Origin of the sequence: Chromobacterium sp. CV08 (genome assembly GCF_051129845.1) — a bacterium.
GTDB lineage: Bacteria > Pseudomonadota > Gammaproteobacteria > Burkholderiales > Chromobacteriaceae > Chromobacterium.
In genome coordinates this window covers 843706-857873 of record NZ_CP150453.1, presented here as the reverse complement: position 1 = coordinate 857873, position 14168 = coordinate 843706, and the positions used below count along the sequence as shown (strand labels likewise).

The following is a 14168-nucleotide window of genomic DNA, read 5'->3' as shown; positions in this document are numbered from 1 at the left end:
GATTTCCGTCGTCGGCCGATTCCGGCCGTTTCGACACACCCAGGCCGCTGCGGCGCTACCGCCGACGCGGTCCGCCTGTCCGGCAGGCAGGCGCGATTTACATAAGACCGGGCCCACCCGGCTATGTGGGCAACTTCCTCCTGACACGCCCGGCGCGTGCGCGCCAGCGCGGGAGAGTCGTTGCCCGTCATCGTTCAAATGACAGGAGATTCGCCCTTGCAACAACAACACTCCCGCCACATCGGCCCTATCGCGCTGATGCTGACCGGTCTTGGTTCCATCATCGGTTCCGGCTGGCTGTTCGGCGCCGCTCACGCCGCGCAGATCGCCGGCCCGGCCGCCATCGTCGCCTGGATAGTCGGCATGGTGATCATTCTTTCGATCGCGCTGAGCTACGCCGAACTGGGCGCCATGTTCCCCGAATCGGGCGGCATGGTGCGCTACGCCCGCTACTCTCACGGTTCGCTGCTCGGCTTCATCGCCGCCTGGGCCAACTGGATCGCCATCGTGTCGGTGATTCCGATCGAGGCCGAGGCCTCGGTGCAGTACATGAGCACCTGGCCCTACCCGTGGGCGCAGAACCTGTACCACAACGGCGAATTGAGCACCGTCGGCCTGTCCTTCGCCGCCGTGCTGGTGATCGCCTACTTCCTGCTGAACTACTGGGGCGTCAAGCTGTTCGCCAAGGCCAACAGCGCCATCACCATCTTCAAGGTGATCGTGCCGGCGGTGACGGTGGGCGCGCTGGTCTACAGCGGCTTCCACTCTGAAAACCTGAACAACCCGGCGCTGGGCGGCTTCGCGCCGTTCGGCTGGGCCAGCGTGATGACGGCGGTGGCCACCAGCGGCATCGTATTCAGCTTCAACGGCTTCCAGAGCCCGATCAACCTGGCAGGCGAAGCCCGCAATCCGGGCAAGAGCGTGCCTTTCGGCGTGGTCGGCTCCATCCTCCTGGCCGCGGTGATCTACGTCGCGCTGCAAGTGGCCTTCCTCGGCGCGCTGTCGCCGTCCGAGCTGGCGCACGGCTGGAAGGGCCTGGACTTCAGCTCGCCGTTCGCGCAGCTGGCGATGGCGCTGGGCCTGAACTGGCTGATGATGACGCTGTACTTCGACGCCTTCGTCAGCCCCAGCGGCACCGGCGCCACCTATATGGCGTCGACCTCGCGGATGATCTACGGCATGCAGCGCAACGGCACGATGCCGGAGATCTTCGGCCGCATCCATCCGCTGTACCGCATTCCGCGTCCGGCGATGTGGTTCAACCTGGCGGTGTCCTTCGTCTTCCTGTTCTTCTTCCGCGGCTGGGGCACGCTGGCGGCGGTGATCTCGGTCGCCACCGTGATCTCCTACCTGACCGGCCCGATCAGCGCCGCCGCGCTGCGCCGCTGCGCGCCGGACCTGCCGCGCCCGCTGCGCCTGGCCGGCCTGTCCGTCGTCGCGCCGTTCGCCTTCGTCTGCGCCTCGCTGGTGCTGTACTGGGCGCGCTGGCCGCTGACCGGCCAGATCCTGTTCCTGATCGTGGCCGCGCTGCCGGTCTACATCTGGTACCAGGCCAAGGCCGGCTGGCCGGAATTCGCCCGCGAACTGAAGGGCGCGCTGTGGATGGTGCTCTATCTGCCGGCGATGGCGCTGCTGTCCTGGATAGGCAGCACCGACTTCGGCGGCATCGGCATCCTTCCGTACGGCGTCGACATGGCCGTGGTGGCCGCCGCTTCGCTGGGCTTCTATTTCTGGGGCGTCAACAGCGGCTGGTACACCCGCTACCTGCGTGACGAGCATGATCCGAAGCTGGTCGAGGAAATGCAGCGCGACAATGCGCCGTCCGGCAAGCCCGCCGTCCAGCGCGGCTGATTCCCCGGCCCGCGAAAAATAAAGCCGACTGCCTGCGCAGTCGGCTTTTTTTCATGCGGCAACCCGTCCGGCGACGATCAGTAGCGCCACTCGACGGTGGCCGAATAGGCCCGGCCGCGCCCGGTGGCGTTGGGCGTCCAATCGGTCGATTGCAGCGGCATCGCGTTCATCACGTTCAACGGCGCCGAGTAGCTGCGGTTGGTCAGATTGCTGACGCCGGCGCGCAAGGTCAGCTGCTTGTTCAGCTTGTAGTTGGCGTACAGGTCGATCAGCGTCGGCATCGCCTTCATCGGCTCCTTCTCGACATCGCCGGTGACGTCGTCCTGCGTGCGGTCGGCGCTGATGCGGTAACTGTCGCCGTCCTTGCGGAAGATCGCGCCCAGTTCCAGCTTGCGCTCCAGCAGCCGCGCGCCGACGTCCAGCGCGTAATAGCTGGACGGCAGCTCGCCGATGTCGCCGAAGTTGAAGTTGGCGGCGGCGATCGACGGCGGCTGGCTGGTGCGCTCGCGGCTGTACGACAGCCGCGCGTAGACGAAGCCGGCGTCGTAATTGGCCTCCAGCTCCCAGCCGCGGGTGCGCACCGGCGCTGCCGAGTTGGTGTAGATGTACATGGTGTCGCTGACGTCCGCCTCCTCCGCCTTGCCGGTGTTGACGTCGGCGTAGCTGCAGCGCGCGCCGTCCTTGCAGATGCGGAACATCGTGCTGCCGATGTAGTTGTCTATCCTGGAGCGGTAGCCCAGCAGCTTCAGCCGCAGCGTGTCGTCGCGGCCGAGCAGGCCGTGGAACATCGAGTTGAAGCCCAGCTGCACGGTATCGGCGCGCTCGCCCTTCAGGAAGGGGTTCATCGAATCGGCGCCGGAGTTGGCGAAGAACACCTCCTGCGGATTCGGCCCGCGCGAGGTGCGCGCCGCGCTGACGAAAGGCTGGAACCACGGTCGTATCTCGGCCAAGACCAGCAGCGACGGATCGAAATAGCTTTCCTTCAGGCCGATGTCGGCCGCGCCCTGCGGGAAGCAGCGCACGTCGTCGCGGCAGGCCGGCTTGTGGCCGGACAGTTCGAAGCGGGTGTAGTTGAAGCCGCCGACCGCATTGAAGACGCCGTAGCGGTAATCGAGGCTGGCGAACAGCGAGCGCATGTCCTGCCGGCCTGCCGGCGCGAACACATTGTTCTCCTCCGCCTGCCGCGCCGTCTCGGCATCGTCTATCTCGCTGTGCACGGTGCGTACGAAGCGGTTGCGCTGCCACTTGGCGCCAGTCCGCAGCGTGGCGTCGCCGCCCCACAGGTCGAAGCGGCTGGCGTTGTCGACGACCAGGCTGTCGCCGATGTTCTCTGCGCTGCTGTTCCTGAAGGTGAACAGCGAGCCCGGCATATAACTCTGCTTGCCGGCCCCATGGCTGGCCAGCACCGTCAGGTCCACCCACTCCGTCAGCGGCGTGTAGCGGTACTTCAGCGCGTAATCGTCGCTCTGGATGTCGCGCTTGGTGAAGTGGTTGCGGTAGCGCCGCGCCGACAGCTCGGCGAAGTGGCGGGCGTTCGGTCGCCATTCCGCCTTGAACAGCTGCGACTGCGGATTCTGGCTGAAGCTCTGGTCGCCGCCGAAGCCGAACTCGGTGCTGTCGACGCCGGCGCCGTTGCGGTAGGTGCCGCTGCTGGAACTGCTGCTGATCGCGCCGATGAGGCCGAACTCGCCCCAGTCGCCCAATTGCTGGCGCGTCGCGCCGGCCACCATGCCGCTGCGGCCCAGGCCGTTGTTGCCGCTCATGTACTTGGCCCGCGCGCCGTAGCGCCGGCCTTCGCGCAGCACGTCGTCCACGCCCAGCGTGCGGAAGTTGGCGCTGCCGGCCAGCGCGTTGATGCCGTTGGCGCCGGCCGAGCCGCCGCGCTCCACGTCGACGCCGACGATGAAGTTCGGATCGATCAAGGCGCCGAAGGCGCTGGTCGGCACCGCGCCGTGGGCCAGCTCCGACGGCGCGCTGCCGAAGTAGTTCTGGCTGACGCCGTCTATCATCGTGTTGACCCGGCCCAGGCCGCTCATGCCGCGGATATTGACGCTGACCGCGCCCTGGTTCGGGTCGATCTGGGTGTACACGCCCGGCATGCCGCGCAGCACGGCGTCCAGCGATTCGGAACGGGTGTTCTCGCCGCGGCTGCTGAACGCGCCCGCCTTCTCCAGCGCGCGCTTCTCGGCGCGGTCGCCTTCGGCCTCGGCGCCGCCCGCCGCGCTGCCGCTGACCACCAGCGGCCTAAACTCGATCTTGCCGTCGGCCGCCAGCGCCGCCTGTCCAACCATGGCCATCGCGGCGCCGACCCAATGCGCCATCATTTTCTTGTTCACTGCCTGACTCTCCAAAGTGATCGCTGTCCGAACCGCCCTGCCAGGGGCGCACGCGTTCGGACAGCACGAAACAGGAGAGCGGCGTGGAAACCGCGGTCATGCGGGGCGGTCCGCCCCGCCGATGGGCCAGGCTCACGGCTCGCGCCAGCCGGACAAGGTCAGCAGGAAGGCGTATTCGCGGGCATGGGCGGCCAAGCGCGACACGCGGCCGGACCGGCCGCGGTGGCCGGCGTCCATCTCGGTGATCAGCGCCAGCTGCTGGCCCGGCCATTGCCGCTCGCGCAGCCGCGCCACCCACTTGGCCGGCTCCCAGTACGGCACCTGGCGGTCGTGAAGGCCGGCAGTCACCAATAGATGCGGATACGGCCCGGCGCCGACGTTGTCGACCGGGCTGTAGCCGCGCAGCCGGCGGTAGGCGCCGGCGTCGGCCGGATCGCCCCATTCGCCGTACTCGCCGACCGTCAGCGGCAAGGACGGGTCCTGCATGCTGGACAAGGCGTCGACGAAGGGCACCTGGGCCACCGCGCCGCGGAACAGGCCCGGCGCCTGGTTCAAGGCGGCGCCGACGAGCAGGCCGCCGGCGCTGCCGCCCATCGCGTACAATTGATCGGACCGGGCATAGCCCCGCCGCGACAGTTCGCGGGCGGCGTCGACGAAGTCATTGAAGCTGTTCCGCTTGTTGGCCAAGCGGCCGGCCTCGTGCCAGCGCCGGCCCAGCTCGCCGCCGCCGCGCACGTGGGCGATGGCGAACACGAAGCCGCGGTCCAGCAGGCTGACGCGCGGCGCGCTGAAGGCGGCGTCCATCGCCATGCCGTAGGCGCCGTAGCCGTACAGCAGCAGCGGATTGCCGCCTTTTGCCAGCAGGCCCCGGCGGTAGACCAGCGATACCGGCACCCGCTCGCCGTCGCGGGCGCGTATCCACAGCCGCTCGCTGCGGTAGTCGGCGGCGCGGTAGCCGGCAAGCCGGGGCTGCCACAGCGCGCGGGTCTTGCCGTCGGCGAGATTCCACTCCCAGGTGGAGGTCGGCGTCGTCAGCGACGAGTAGCGGTAGCGCAGCCGCCCGCCGTCCGGGTCCGGATGGCGGTCGAACCAGACGCGATAGGCCGGGTCCGGTAACGCCAGCGTCCGGCTCTTGCCGCCCCGCCAGGCGATCGCGCGCACCCGGCTCAGGCCGTCGCGGCGCTCCTTGACGATCAGATGGCGCCTCAGCAGCAGGAAGCTTTCCACCTCGCTGTCTGCGCCGGGCGCGACCAGCGTTCGCCACTCGCCGCCCGGCGCGGCGCTGCGATACAGGCCGAAGCCGGCCGGCTCCGGATTGGCGCGCAGATAGAAGGCGCCGCGGTAATGGTCCAGATAGTATTCGCGGCCCGGCCGGCGCGCGGCGAACAACTCGGCCGGCGCGGCGGGGGCCCTCGCGTCCAGCAGCCAGGCCTCGCTGCTGTCGCTGCCGGCGACGGCGATCAGCGCGTAGCGGCGCGAGGCGCTGGCGGACAGGCTGACGGTGTAGGCCTCGTCCTTCTCCTCGAACACCAGCGCGTCCTCCTTCCCATCCAGCGCATGGCGGTAGACGCGGCTGGGCCGGTAGCTGTCCGGGTCCACGACGACATACCACAGCGCGCGGCCGTCGGCGGACCAGACCATCTCGCCTCCCGCTCCGCCTTCGGCAACCGGCAGCCACTGGCCGCTGGCCAGGTCGCGCAGCGCCAGCCGCTGCGCGCCGTCGCCTCTCACATCCTCGGCCACCGCCAGGTAGCGTCCGTCCGGCGACAGCTGCCAACCGCCCAGCCGGTAGTAGCGCTGGCCCCTGGCCCGCTCGGCGGCGTCCAACAGCACGCGCCAGTCGCCGCCGGCGATGGGCCGGCGCTCGTACACCGGCTGCTGCGCGCCCTCCGGGTAGCGTTCGCGGTATTCCCAGCCGTTTTCGCGGTAGGGCAAGGACGCCTCGCCGCCGGCGCCGCGCGCCTGCATCTCCGCCAGCAGCGTGTCGCGCAGCGGCTGCTGGCCGGCCAGCAAGGCCTCGGCGTAGCGGTTCTCCGCGTTCAGATGAGCCAGCACCTCGGGCCGGCTGCGGCTGTCGTCGCGCAGCCAGGCATAGGGGTCGACGCGGGCGTCGCCGTGGGCGCTGAAGATTTGCGGCCGGGTCTCGGCCCGGGGCGGCGCGTCGGCGCGCGCCGGCGCGGCGCACAGGCAGAGGCCCGCCAGCGCGGCAAGGGAAGGAATAGGGTTCATCGTCGCTCGCGGCGGCCGGTCAGCCGGCCTGGTTCAGGTCAAAATGTATCGGCAACACGATGCGGATCAGGCCGTCGACCAGCCGCTCCGGCGGCGGCGCCGGCAACGGTTGCGCGCGGCGCAGCACCGCCAGCGCCTCGCGGTCCAGCGACAGGGTGCCGCTGCCGGCCGCCAGGCTGGCCGCGCGGACCCGCCCGCCGGCATCCAGCGTCACCTCCACCTTGGCGACGCCGCCGCGGCGGCGGCTGATCGCGTCTTCCGGGTAACGCTTGTGGCCGGCGAGATGGCCCAGCACCCTGCCCTCCCAATCGACGTTGCGCGCGTTGCCGTCGCTATTCTGCGCGGCGGCGGTGTCGTCGGCGCGCTGCGGCGCCTTGGCCGACGACGCCGACTCGGCGCTGTCGGCCGCCCGGCTGGCGCGGTCTGCGTCGGCCTCGCCGGGCGCGCCGTCGCGCCGCGCCGGCAAGGCCACGCTCTTCCTGGCTTCGTCATCGCGCGCCAGCTTCACCGGCGCGCGCTCGCCGGCTCGGGCGCGGGACGCGGCGCTGGCCGTCCGCTGCCGCCGCGCCACCGGCTGGTCCGCCTCCGGCGTCGGCGCGCGCGCCTGCAAGGCCACCAGCTGCACCACCGCCGCCTCGGACGGCGGCGACGGCGCCAGCGCCTTCGGCAGCCACTGCCAGGCCCAGAGCAGCGGCAGCAGCGCCAGCAGCAGGGTTCCGCTGCCCCAGCCGACGACGGGCAGCGGCCTGCGCCCGACCGCGGCCATCAGCCGGCCTCCCGGCCCACCAGGCCGACTTGCAGGTAGCCGGCCGCGCGCAGGGCGTCCATCACCGCCATCACGTCCTCGTACGCGGCGGCGCGGTCGGCCTGGAAAAACAGCGGGGTGTCGCGGCGGCCGCCGGTGGCCGCGTCGAGATCCTGGCCCAGACGCGCCAGCGGCGCCGGCTTGTCGCCGAGCAGCAGGCCGCGGTCCGGCTGCAGGGTGATGATCAGCGGCTTGTCCGGCCGCGGCGCCGGCTTGACGCTGGAGGCCGGCAGCTCGATTTTCTGGTCGACGCGGGACAAGGGCGCGGCCACCATGAAGATGATCAGCAAGACCAGCATCACGTCGATGAAGGGCGTGACGTTGATCTCGGACAGTTCGGCCAGCTCGTCGTCGCCCCCGGAAGGAAAGCCGCCCATCGCTCAGCGCCTCGCCGCTCGCGCGTCCAGCTCGCGGCTGAGCAAGAGCAGCAGCTGGCCCGCCACCTGCTGCTGCAGACCCTTGTGGCCTTGCAGCCAGCGGCTGAACAGGTTGTAGATCACCACCGCCGGAATCGCCGCCACCAGGCCGACTGCGGTGGCCAGCAGCGCCTCGGCGATGCCGGGCGCGACGCTGGCCAGGCTGGTATTGCCGCTGGCGGCGATGCCGGCGAAGCTGCGCATGATGCCCCACACCGTGCCGAACAGGCCGACGAAGGGCGCCACCGCGCCTATGGTGGCCAGCAAGCCGACGCCGCGGGCCAGCGAACGGGCGCGCGCCCCCTGCGCCTGCTCCAGCCGGAACGCGGCGCGCGCCTGCAAGGCCTCGCGCGGCGCGTCGGCGGCCGACTGGGCGATCTCGGCGTCGACCTCGCGCAGCAGGCTGCGCGCCAGGCCGTGGGCCGGCAACGGCTGGACGCGTCCGTCGGCGTCGGCCAAGGTCGCGGCGCCTGCCAGCGCCGCATGGCCGCGGCGGCCTTCGCGCGCGGCCAGCCACAGCGCCGCCCCCTTGACCAGCAACACCAGCCAGCAGGCGAAGGCGGCGGTCAGCAAGACCAGCATCACGCCCTTCACCACCGGATCGGCGGCGACGAACATCGCCAGCGGCGACAGGCCGGCGTCGGCGGCCGGCTGCGCGGCCAAGACATGGAGCGGATAAAGCGAAAGGCCGCTGCCTGCGATGCCGGGCAACGGCCTGAAACGAGTACTGGGCTTCATCAATGACTAGCTGTGTGGGTGGAGATGCCCCACTCTATCATTAATGATAATCATTATCAATTAGCGGAATCGAAACCATCCGCACCCGTTCATTCCCCATCCGCGGCGGTATACCAGACATAGTCGGCCTGTTCCCGGTCCAACGCCGCTCCCTCCTCGGCCAGCACCAGCACCGCGGCGGTCCGCTCCGGCGCCAGATCGGCCAGGTGCAACGGCACGCCGACGTCGCGCCGCGCGTGGTAGGCGCCGGCGATCAGCATCGCCGGCTTGGGCGCGGCCAGCAGCCCCTCGGCCATCCGACGGTCGCGCTGCTGCTGCACCGCCAGCATCGAAGCCAGCATGCCGTCGTCCATCTTGCCGCCGTGCTCGCCGCGTATCACCTCCTCCAAGCGGCCCGCCGCCCGAGGATCGCGTGTGGCCCGGCCCTGCGGCCGCTCGCGGCTGGCGTAGTAGGCGCGCATCCGATCCCGATCCAGATTGGCGGCCAGCACCGGGTAGGGCCCGCGCATCAGCGTCATCGCCAATTCGCCGTAAAGCGCCCACGGCCAACCGGCCTGCCAGCCCAGCAGCTCCCGCACCCGCGACGGGCGCACGGCCGGATCCCCCCGCAACCAGGCCTTCACCTCGTCCACCCTGGGCTGCTGGCTGGGCGTCAGCATCTCCAGCAGCACGCTGCCCTGCGGCCGGCTCGCGGCCAGCCGCCGCGCGAGCCAGACCTCTATCCGGTGGTGGTGGCGGTTGTCGTGCTTCTCTCCGAGCAGCAGCATGTCGGCCGGCGCCAGCCTGGCCAGCAATTCGTCCGGGCTCAGCGTCCTGCCGCCGGCCGTCTCCACGATGCGCCCCGTCGGCGGGCCCTCCGACTGTTCCGCGGGCGGCGTCGCGCAGCCCGCCAGCCCCGCCAGCAGCAAAATCGTTCCCATCCATCGTTTCACGTCGTTCCGCCTTGATTGTCTTTCCGAGCCCGCATATTAATTAATAATGATTATCAATATCAACCATGCACAGCCCGGCGCGGAACAAAAACAAAGCCGGCTGCCATCGCAGCCGGCTTGATCGTCGCGGTCGGCGGAAAGCTTACAGCGCGGCCAGGGCGGCGGCGTAGTCCGGCTCGTCGGCGATCTCGCCCACCAGCTGGCTGTGCAGCACCTTGTCGTCGGCATCCAGCACCACCACGGCGCGCGCGGTCAGGCCGGCCAGCGGACCGGAGGCCAGCTTGACGCCGTAGGCTTCGGCGAAGGCCGGGTTGCGGAAGGTGGACAGCGTGGCCACGTTCTCTATGCCTTCGGCGCCGCAGAAGCGCTTCTGCGCGAACGGCAGGTCGGCCGACACGCACAGCACCACGGTGTCGCTCAGCGAAGCCGCCTTCTCGTTGAACTTGCGCACCGACATCGCGCAGGTCGGCGTGTCCACGCTCGGGAAGATGTTGAGGATCTTGCGCTTGCCGGCGTAGCTGGCCAGCGATACCTCGGCCAGATCGCCGCCGGTCAGTTGCAGCGCCGGCGCTTGCTCGCCTTTGGACGGCAGCTTGCCCGCCACTTCCACCGGATTGCCGCGCAGGGTTACGGTTGCCATGTCTTCAGTCCTCATCGGGGTTGAGATGGCGATAGTGTGGGGCAAAGCCGGTGGAATTCAACCCCGTCCGGCGCATGGTTGCCGTCGCGACCGCTTACCGTCCTACCGTCCCCATCGGCACTAAATTCCCAACTGATCTAAATGACGGCGATTTTTATTTTTATTCGTTATATAAAGTGCATGCGGCACCGCTACCGTGGCGCCGCGTAAGAGGCACCCGGGACGGACGCTTACCGGCGCCGTCGACTGTCATCCGATTTCATCAAGGAGTCCTAATATGGCCAACCAACTGGATCGCGATCAGAAGTCCGGACTGTTCATCGTCAGCTACAACATCTTCAAGCCCGGCGTCGCCGGCGGCTACAATCTGCAACTGAGGCTGTCCGTCTATCCGCCGGCGCGCCGCGTCAGCGGCGAGGCCGTGATCACCCACGCCACCCAGCAGCCGCTGGTATTCAAGACCGCGGTGCAAGGCAGCTACGAGGAAATCAGCAGCGGCATCGAGCTGTTCCTGGCCGGCCACAACCTGCTGCAGGCGCAAGCCCAGCACGGCCAGCAGCAATCGCACTCGCTGCTGGGCGAGGATTTCCACTTCGACGGCCACCTGAAGGGCGGCTGGCAGGCCGACAACGGCTCGCGCGCCCGCTACGCCTTCCTGCAACACGGCCACTGGACCGAGGTGATAGGCCAGGACGTCCAGCTGTCCGATGAAGTGCGCCACGCCGCCAAGGCGCTGAACCTGCGCTAAGCCCGGCGCCTGGTTCCGCCACCTGTCCATCCTGCCATGGCGACAACTCAGGCGGCGCGAACCGTGCTTGCATGCCGGCATCGGCGCCGCGCGCCTCCCGCGTGCGGCGCCTCCTCTGGAGATCGCCATGTCCGACCTGCCCGCCGAACTGAACCGCCGCGGCTTCCTGCTCGCCGCCGCCGGCACCGTCGCCGCCTTCGCGCTGCCGACGCTGCCCGCCCTCGCCTCCTCGACCCAGACGCTGCCGCCGCTGCCCTATGCCGACAACGCGCTGGAGCCGGTGATATCGGCCCGCACCATAGGCTTCCACTACGGCAAGCACCATAAGGCCTATCTGGACAATCTGAACAAGCTGATCGCCGGCGGCGACTATGCCGGACTGCCGCTGGAGGACGTCATCACCCGCTCCTTCGGTCCGTCCGGCAACCCCGCCGTGTTCAACAACGCCGCCCAGCTGTGGAACCACACCTTCTACTGGCGCAGCATGCGGCCCAAGGGCGGCGGCGTGCCGCCTCAGGCGCTGCGCGAGAGGATGGAAGCGTCGTTCGGCAGCGTGGACGCCTGTAAGCAGCAGTTGGCCGGCGCCGCCATCGCCCAGTTCGGCAGCGGCTGGGCCTGGCTGGTGCAGGACGGCGACAAGCTGAGGGTGGTGAAAACCGGCAACGCCGACAACCCGATCACCGCCGGCCTGACCCCGCTGCTGAATGTCGACGTGTGGGAACACGCCTACTACCTGGACTACCAGAACCGCCGCGCCGACTACGTCAACGCGGTGCTGGACAAGCTGATCGACTGGGAATTCGCGCAGCGCAACCTGAAGGCCTGAGCCCCGCCGGACTCACAGCTGGTCGTAGACGCCGCCGAGCGCCCGCAGCACCTCGGCGGCGGCGTCCAGCGTCCTGTCGTCGATGCCCGTCAGCGCGCGCTGCAACACCTCGGCCAGCACGCGCTCGCGCTCGCGGTGCCGCGCGAGGCCCAGCTCGGTCAATCGGACCAGCACCGAGCGCTTGTCCGCCGGCGATTTCTCCTTCTCCACATAGCCCTGCTCGCTCAGGCCGTTGACCAGCTGGGTGACGCCGGCGCCGGTGGTCTCGGTCAATTCCGCCAGCCGCGCCACCGGCAGCGCGCCCTCCTCGGCCAGTATCCGCAGCACTCTCGCATGCGACAGCGACAGCGCGCCGGCCTGGCGCGTGGCGCGGCCGCGCAGCCGCGCGTCGGCGGCGCTCAGGCTGTAGGCGGCGCGGCTCAGCCTCGCCAGCGCCTGCAGGCGCGCTTCTCCCGCTTCGCTGGGCAAGGCATCCCCCTGGGTCTTGGTTGACATCGGTTCCAGCTCCACAATAATATAACTAAGTACTTAGCTATTTTTCGGTACGATCAATTTACGAGGTGAAAATTATGTCACGTTCAGAAGCGCAAAGCTGGTCGCTGGACATCGCGCTGGCCCAGGGCGGCTTCGACGCCCTGCATCCGGAAGGCAAAAACACCCTGTTGCAGCTGGGGCACGATCCGGCCGATTTCGACGCCGTGTTCGAACAGGTGAAAAGCGGCGCGATGCTGCCCAAGGCCTGGGCCGAGGTGGCCGCCCGCGCCGAACGCCGCGCCGCCCACTACGAGCGCGACGGCCACCGCCGCACCGCCGCCGACCTCTACCTGCGCGCCGCGGTGATGTGGGGCCGCGCGCAGTATTCGATCTTCGATACCGCCGATCCGCGCAAGGCCATGCTGCGCGCGCGCTGCAAGCACTGCGTGGCGCGCATCGGCGAACTGCGCGACGGCCGGGTGCGGCGGGTGGAGATTCCGTTCGAGGGCGGCGTCATCCACGCGCTGCTGCACCTGCCGGACGGTGAAATCCGCCAGGCGCCGGCGGTGATCCTCGGCCCCGGCATGGACATGATCAAGGAAGACTACCTGTACGCCGCCGAACGCTACTACACCTCGCGCGGCATGGTGGCGCTGTCGATAGAAGGCCCCGGCCAGGGCGAAAGCCGCGCCGGCGGCCTGGCGGTGACGCTGGACAACTACGAGCGGGCGCTGGAAGCCTACGCCGGCTACCTGGCCGGCCTGCCCGAAGTGGACGCCGGCCGCATCGGCATGTTCGGCATCAGCATGAGCGGCTACTGGGGCATGCGCGCCGCCGCCGGCGACACCCGGCTGGCCGCGCTGGCCGCCTACGAGCCGGTGTGCGGCGACTTCCTCACCATCTTCGAGCGCGCCCAGCCCAGCTTCAAGAAAAACTACATGTATATGAGCGGCTACCGCGACGAGGCCCTGTTCGACCGCGAGATGCGCGACCGCATGCCGCTGGACGCGATGGCCGCCGACATCCGCATCCCGGTGCTGCTGGGCATAGGCGAGTTCGACGAGCTGACGCCGCTGGAGCAGGCCCTGGCCTGCTACCGGCGCATCCGCGCGCCCAAGGAGATGCGCGTCTACGAGAACGAGTTCCACCCGCTGGGCGGCGTGGCGGCCGAAGTCTTCCGCTACGGCGCGGAGTGGCTGGAACGCGCGCTGTCCGGCGACCCGGCGCTGCGCGAGCCGGGACGGGACGTACGCCACTACCTGCGCCGCGACGGCCATATCGGCGACGGCAGCGCCGCGCCGGACTGGTGGCAGGGCGCGGACCCGACGGGCGACTGAGCGCCGTCGGCCCCGGCCGGCCGTCGCGCGGCGGGAACCGCGGCATGCCCAAAGCGCTGCGGCCGCGAAGCGGCCGATCCAGACGCCGGTTTTCGTCATGGCCGGTACCGACAGCTCGGCTATAGCGTGATGATTAATCAACTACTGATAATTCGGAAGCCGATATATTGACTGATACAGGACCAGCCGGCCCAGCGCGCGCCGGGGAGGCGCCCAGCACCGGCCCCCCGTCTGCCGAAAACCTTATCGGAGCCACACCATGGATCGTCGCACCATATTGCTGGGCAGCGCCGCCGCATTGCTCTATGCGCGGGCCTCGCCCGCCTGGGCGTCCGGGCACTCGGACCGACACCGGGACTTCATGCGCCTGGCGATCCAGCAGGCGCGACGAAACACGCGCTATCCATTCGGCGCCGTCATCGTTCACGAGGAAAGCGGCCGCGTACTGGCCGAAGGCGTCAACAACAGCGGCGCCGTCCCGTTTCTGCATGGGGAGATGGCGGCGATTCAAAACTACTGCCAACGCCATGGCAATCGCGGTTTCAGCGAAACGACGCTGTACACCACGGCGGAGCCCTGTCCGATGTGCATGTCGGCGATCATGTGGTCCGGCATCCCCCGCGTGGTGTGGGGCACCTCGATCAACGGCCTGATCAAGGCGGGATATCAGCAGATCCTGATTCCCGCCGAGCGCGTCGCCCGCGCCTCGACGTTTTACCAGTCCCTGGTCCTGACCGGCGGCGTCCTGGAAGAGCAGACCGACGCGCTGTTTCTCAAGGCCTATCCTCCCGACAGGGAAGACCGCGAAAGGGACGGCTGACGCCGGCGCCCTCCCC

Annotated in this window: 13 protein-coding genes; 5 read left to right on the top strand and 8 right to left on the bottom strand. The window is 69.3% G+C overall.

Going from position 1 to position 14168, the window contains the following annotated elements; genetic code table 11:
* Positions 1-216 precede the first annotated feature (216 nt).
* Positions 217-1851: an APC family permease gene (locus WNM05_RS04145; RefSeq protein WP_434632747.1), complete on the top strand. Its 1635-nt coding sequence runs from the start codon at positions 217-219 to the stop codon at positions 1849-1851.
* Between the two features lie 77 nt (positions 1852-1928).
* On the opposite strand, the gene WNM05_RS04140 is transcribed toward WNM05_RS04145, so the two are convergent.
* The 7 genes from WNM05_RS04140 to tpx all read right to left on the bottom strand — a co-directional run bounded on the left by WNM05_RS04140 (position 1929) and on the right by tpx (position 9947).
* Positions 1929-4187: a TonB-dependent receptor domain-containing protein gene (locus WNM05_RS04140; RefSeq protein ID WP_434632745.1), complete on the bottom strand. Its 2259-nt coding sequence runs from the start codon at positions 4185-4187 to the stop codon at positions 1929-1931.
* A 132-nt stretch (positions 4188-4319) separates the two neighbouring features.
* Positions 4320-6416, bottom strand: a complete 2097-nt coding sequence (locus WNM05_RS04135; protein ID WP_434632743.1) for a S9 family peptidase — start codon at positions 6414-6416, stop codon at positions 4320-4322.
* A 19-nt stretch (positions 6417-6435) separates the two neighbouring features.
* Positions 6436-7182, bottom strand: coding sequence for an energy transducer TonB family protein (locus WNM05_RS04130; RefSeq protein WP_434632742.1), 747 nt, complete (start codon positions 7180-7182; stop codon positions 6436-6438).
* Complete coding sequence (gene exbD / locus WNM05_RS04125; protein WP_434632741.1) at positions 7182-7598, bottom strand: TonB system transport protein ExbD; 417 nt, start codon at positions 7596-7598, stop codon at positions 7182-7184. The genes WNM05_RS04130 and exbD overlap by 1 nt, the downstream gene beginning before the upstream one ends.
* Positions 7599-7601: 3 nt before the next feature.
* On the bottom strand, positions 7602-8375 hold the full coding sequence (exbB, locus tag WNM05_RS04120; protein ID WP_434632740.1) for a tonB-system energizer ExbB: 774 nt from the start codon (positions 8373-8375) through the stop codon (positions 7602-7604).
* A gap of 89 nt (positions 8376-8464) precedes the next feature.
* Positions 8465-9295 carry a ChaN family lipoprotein gene (locus WNM05_RS04115; protein ID WP_434632739.1) on the bottom strand — a complete coding sequence of 277 codons (831 nt, stop codon included), beginning with the start codon at positions 9293-9295 and terminating at the stop codon, positions 8465-8467.
* A 154-nt stretch (positions 9296-9449) separates the two neighbouring features.
* Positions 9450-9947, bottom strand: a complete 498-nt coding sequence (tpx, locus tag WNM05_RS04110; RefSeq protein WP_434632738.1) for a thiol peroxidase — start codon at positions 9945-9947, stop codon at positions 9450-9452.
* A gap of 277 nt (positions 9948-10224) precedes the next feature.
* On the opposite strand from tpx, the gene WNM05_RS04105 reads away from it, so the two are divergent.
* Positions 10225-10695, top strand: a complete 471-nt coding sequence (locus tag WNM05_RS04105; RefSeq protein WP_434632737.1) for a DUF1842 domain-containing protein — start codon at positions 10225-10227, stop codon at positions 10693-10695.
* Between the two features lie 127 nt (positions 10696-10822).
* The gene (locus WNM05_RS04100) at positions 10823-11521 is read left to right on the top strand and encodes a superoxide dismutase (RefSeq protein ID WP_434632735.1); all 699 of its coding nucleotides are present in this window, start codon (positions 10823-10825) and stop codon (positions 11519-11521) included.
* Between the two features lie 12 nt (positions 11522-11533).
* Here WNM05_RS04100 and WNM05_RS04095 read toward each other — a convergent pair whose 3' ends face one another.
* On the bottom strand, positions 11534-12016 hold the full coding sequence (locus WNM05_RS04095) for a MarR family winged helix-turn-helix transcriptional regulator (RefSeq protein ID WP_434632733.1): 483 nt from the start codon (positions 12014-12016) through the stop codon (positions 11534-11536).
* 74 nt (positions 12017-12090) lie between these two features.
* On the opposite strand from WNM05_RS04095, the gene WNM05_RS04090 reads away from it, so the two are divergent.
* Both WNM05_RS04090 and WNM05_RS04085 read left to right on the top strand, forming a co-directional pair.
* Positions 12091-13332: an alpha/beta hydrolase gene (locus tag WNM05_RS04090; protein WP_434632731.1), complete on the top strand. Its 1242-nt coding sequence runs from the start codon at positions 12091-12093 to the stop codon at positions 13330-13332.
* 259 nt (positions 13333-13591) lie between these two features.
* Positions 13592-14152: a nucleoside deaminase gene (locus WNM05_RS04085; RefSeq protein WP_434632729.1), complete on the top strand. Its 561-nt coding sequence runs from the start codon at positions 13592-13594 to the stop codon at positions 14150-14152.
* The last annotated feature ends 16 nt before the right edge of the window (positions 14153-14168 follow it).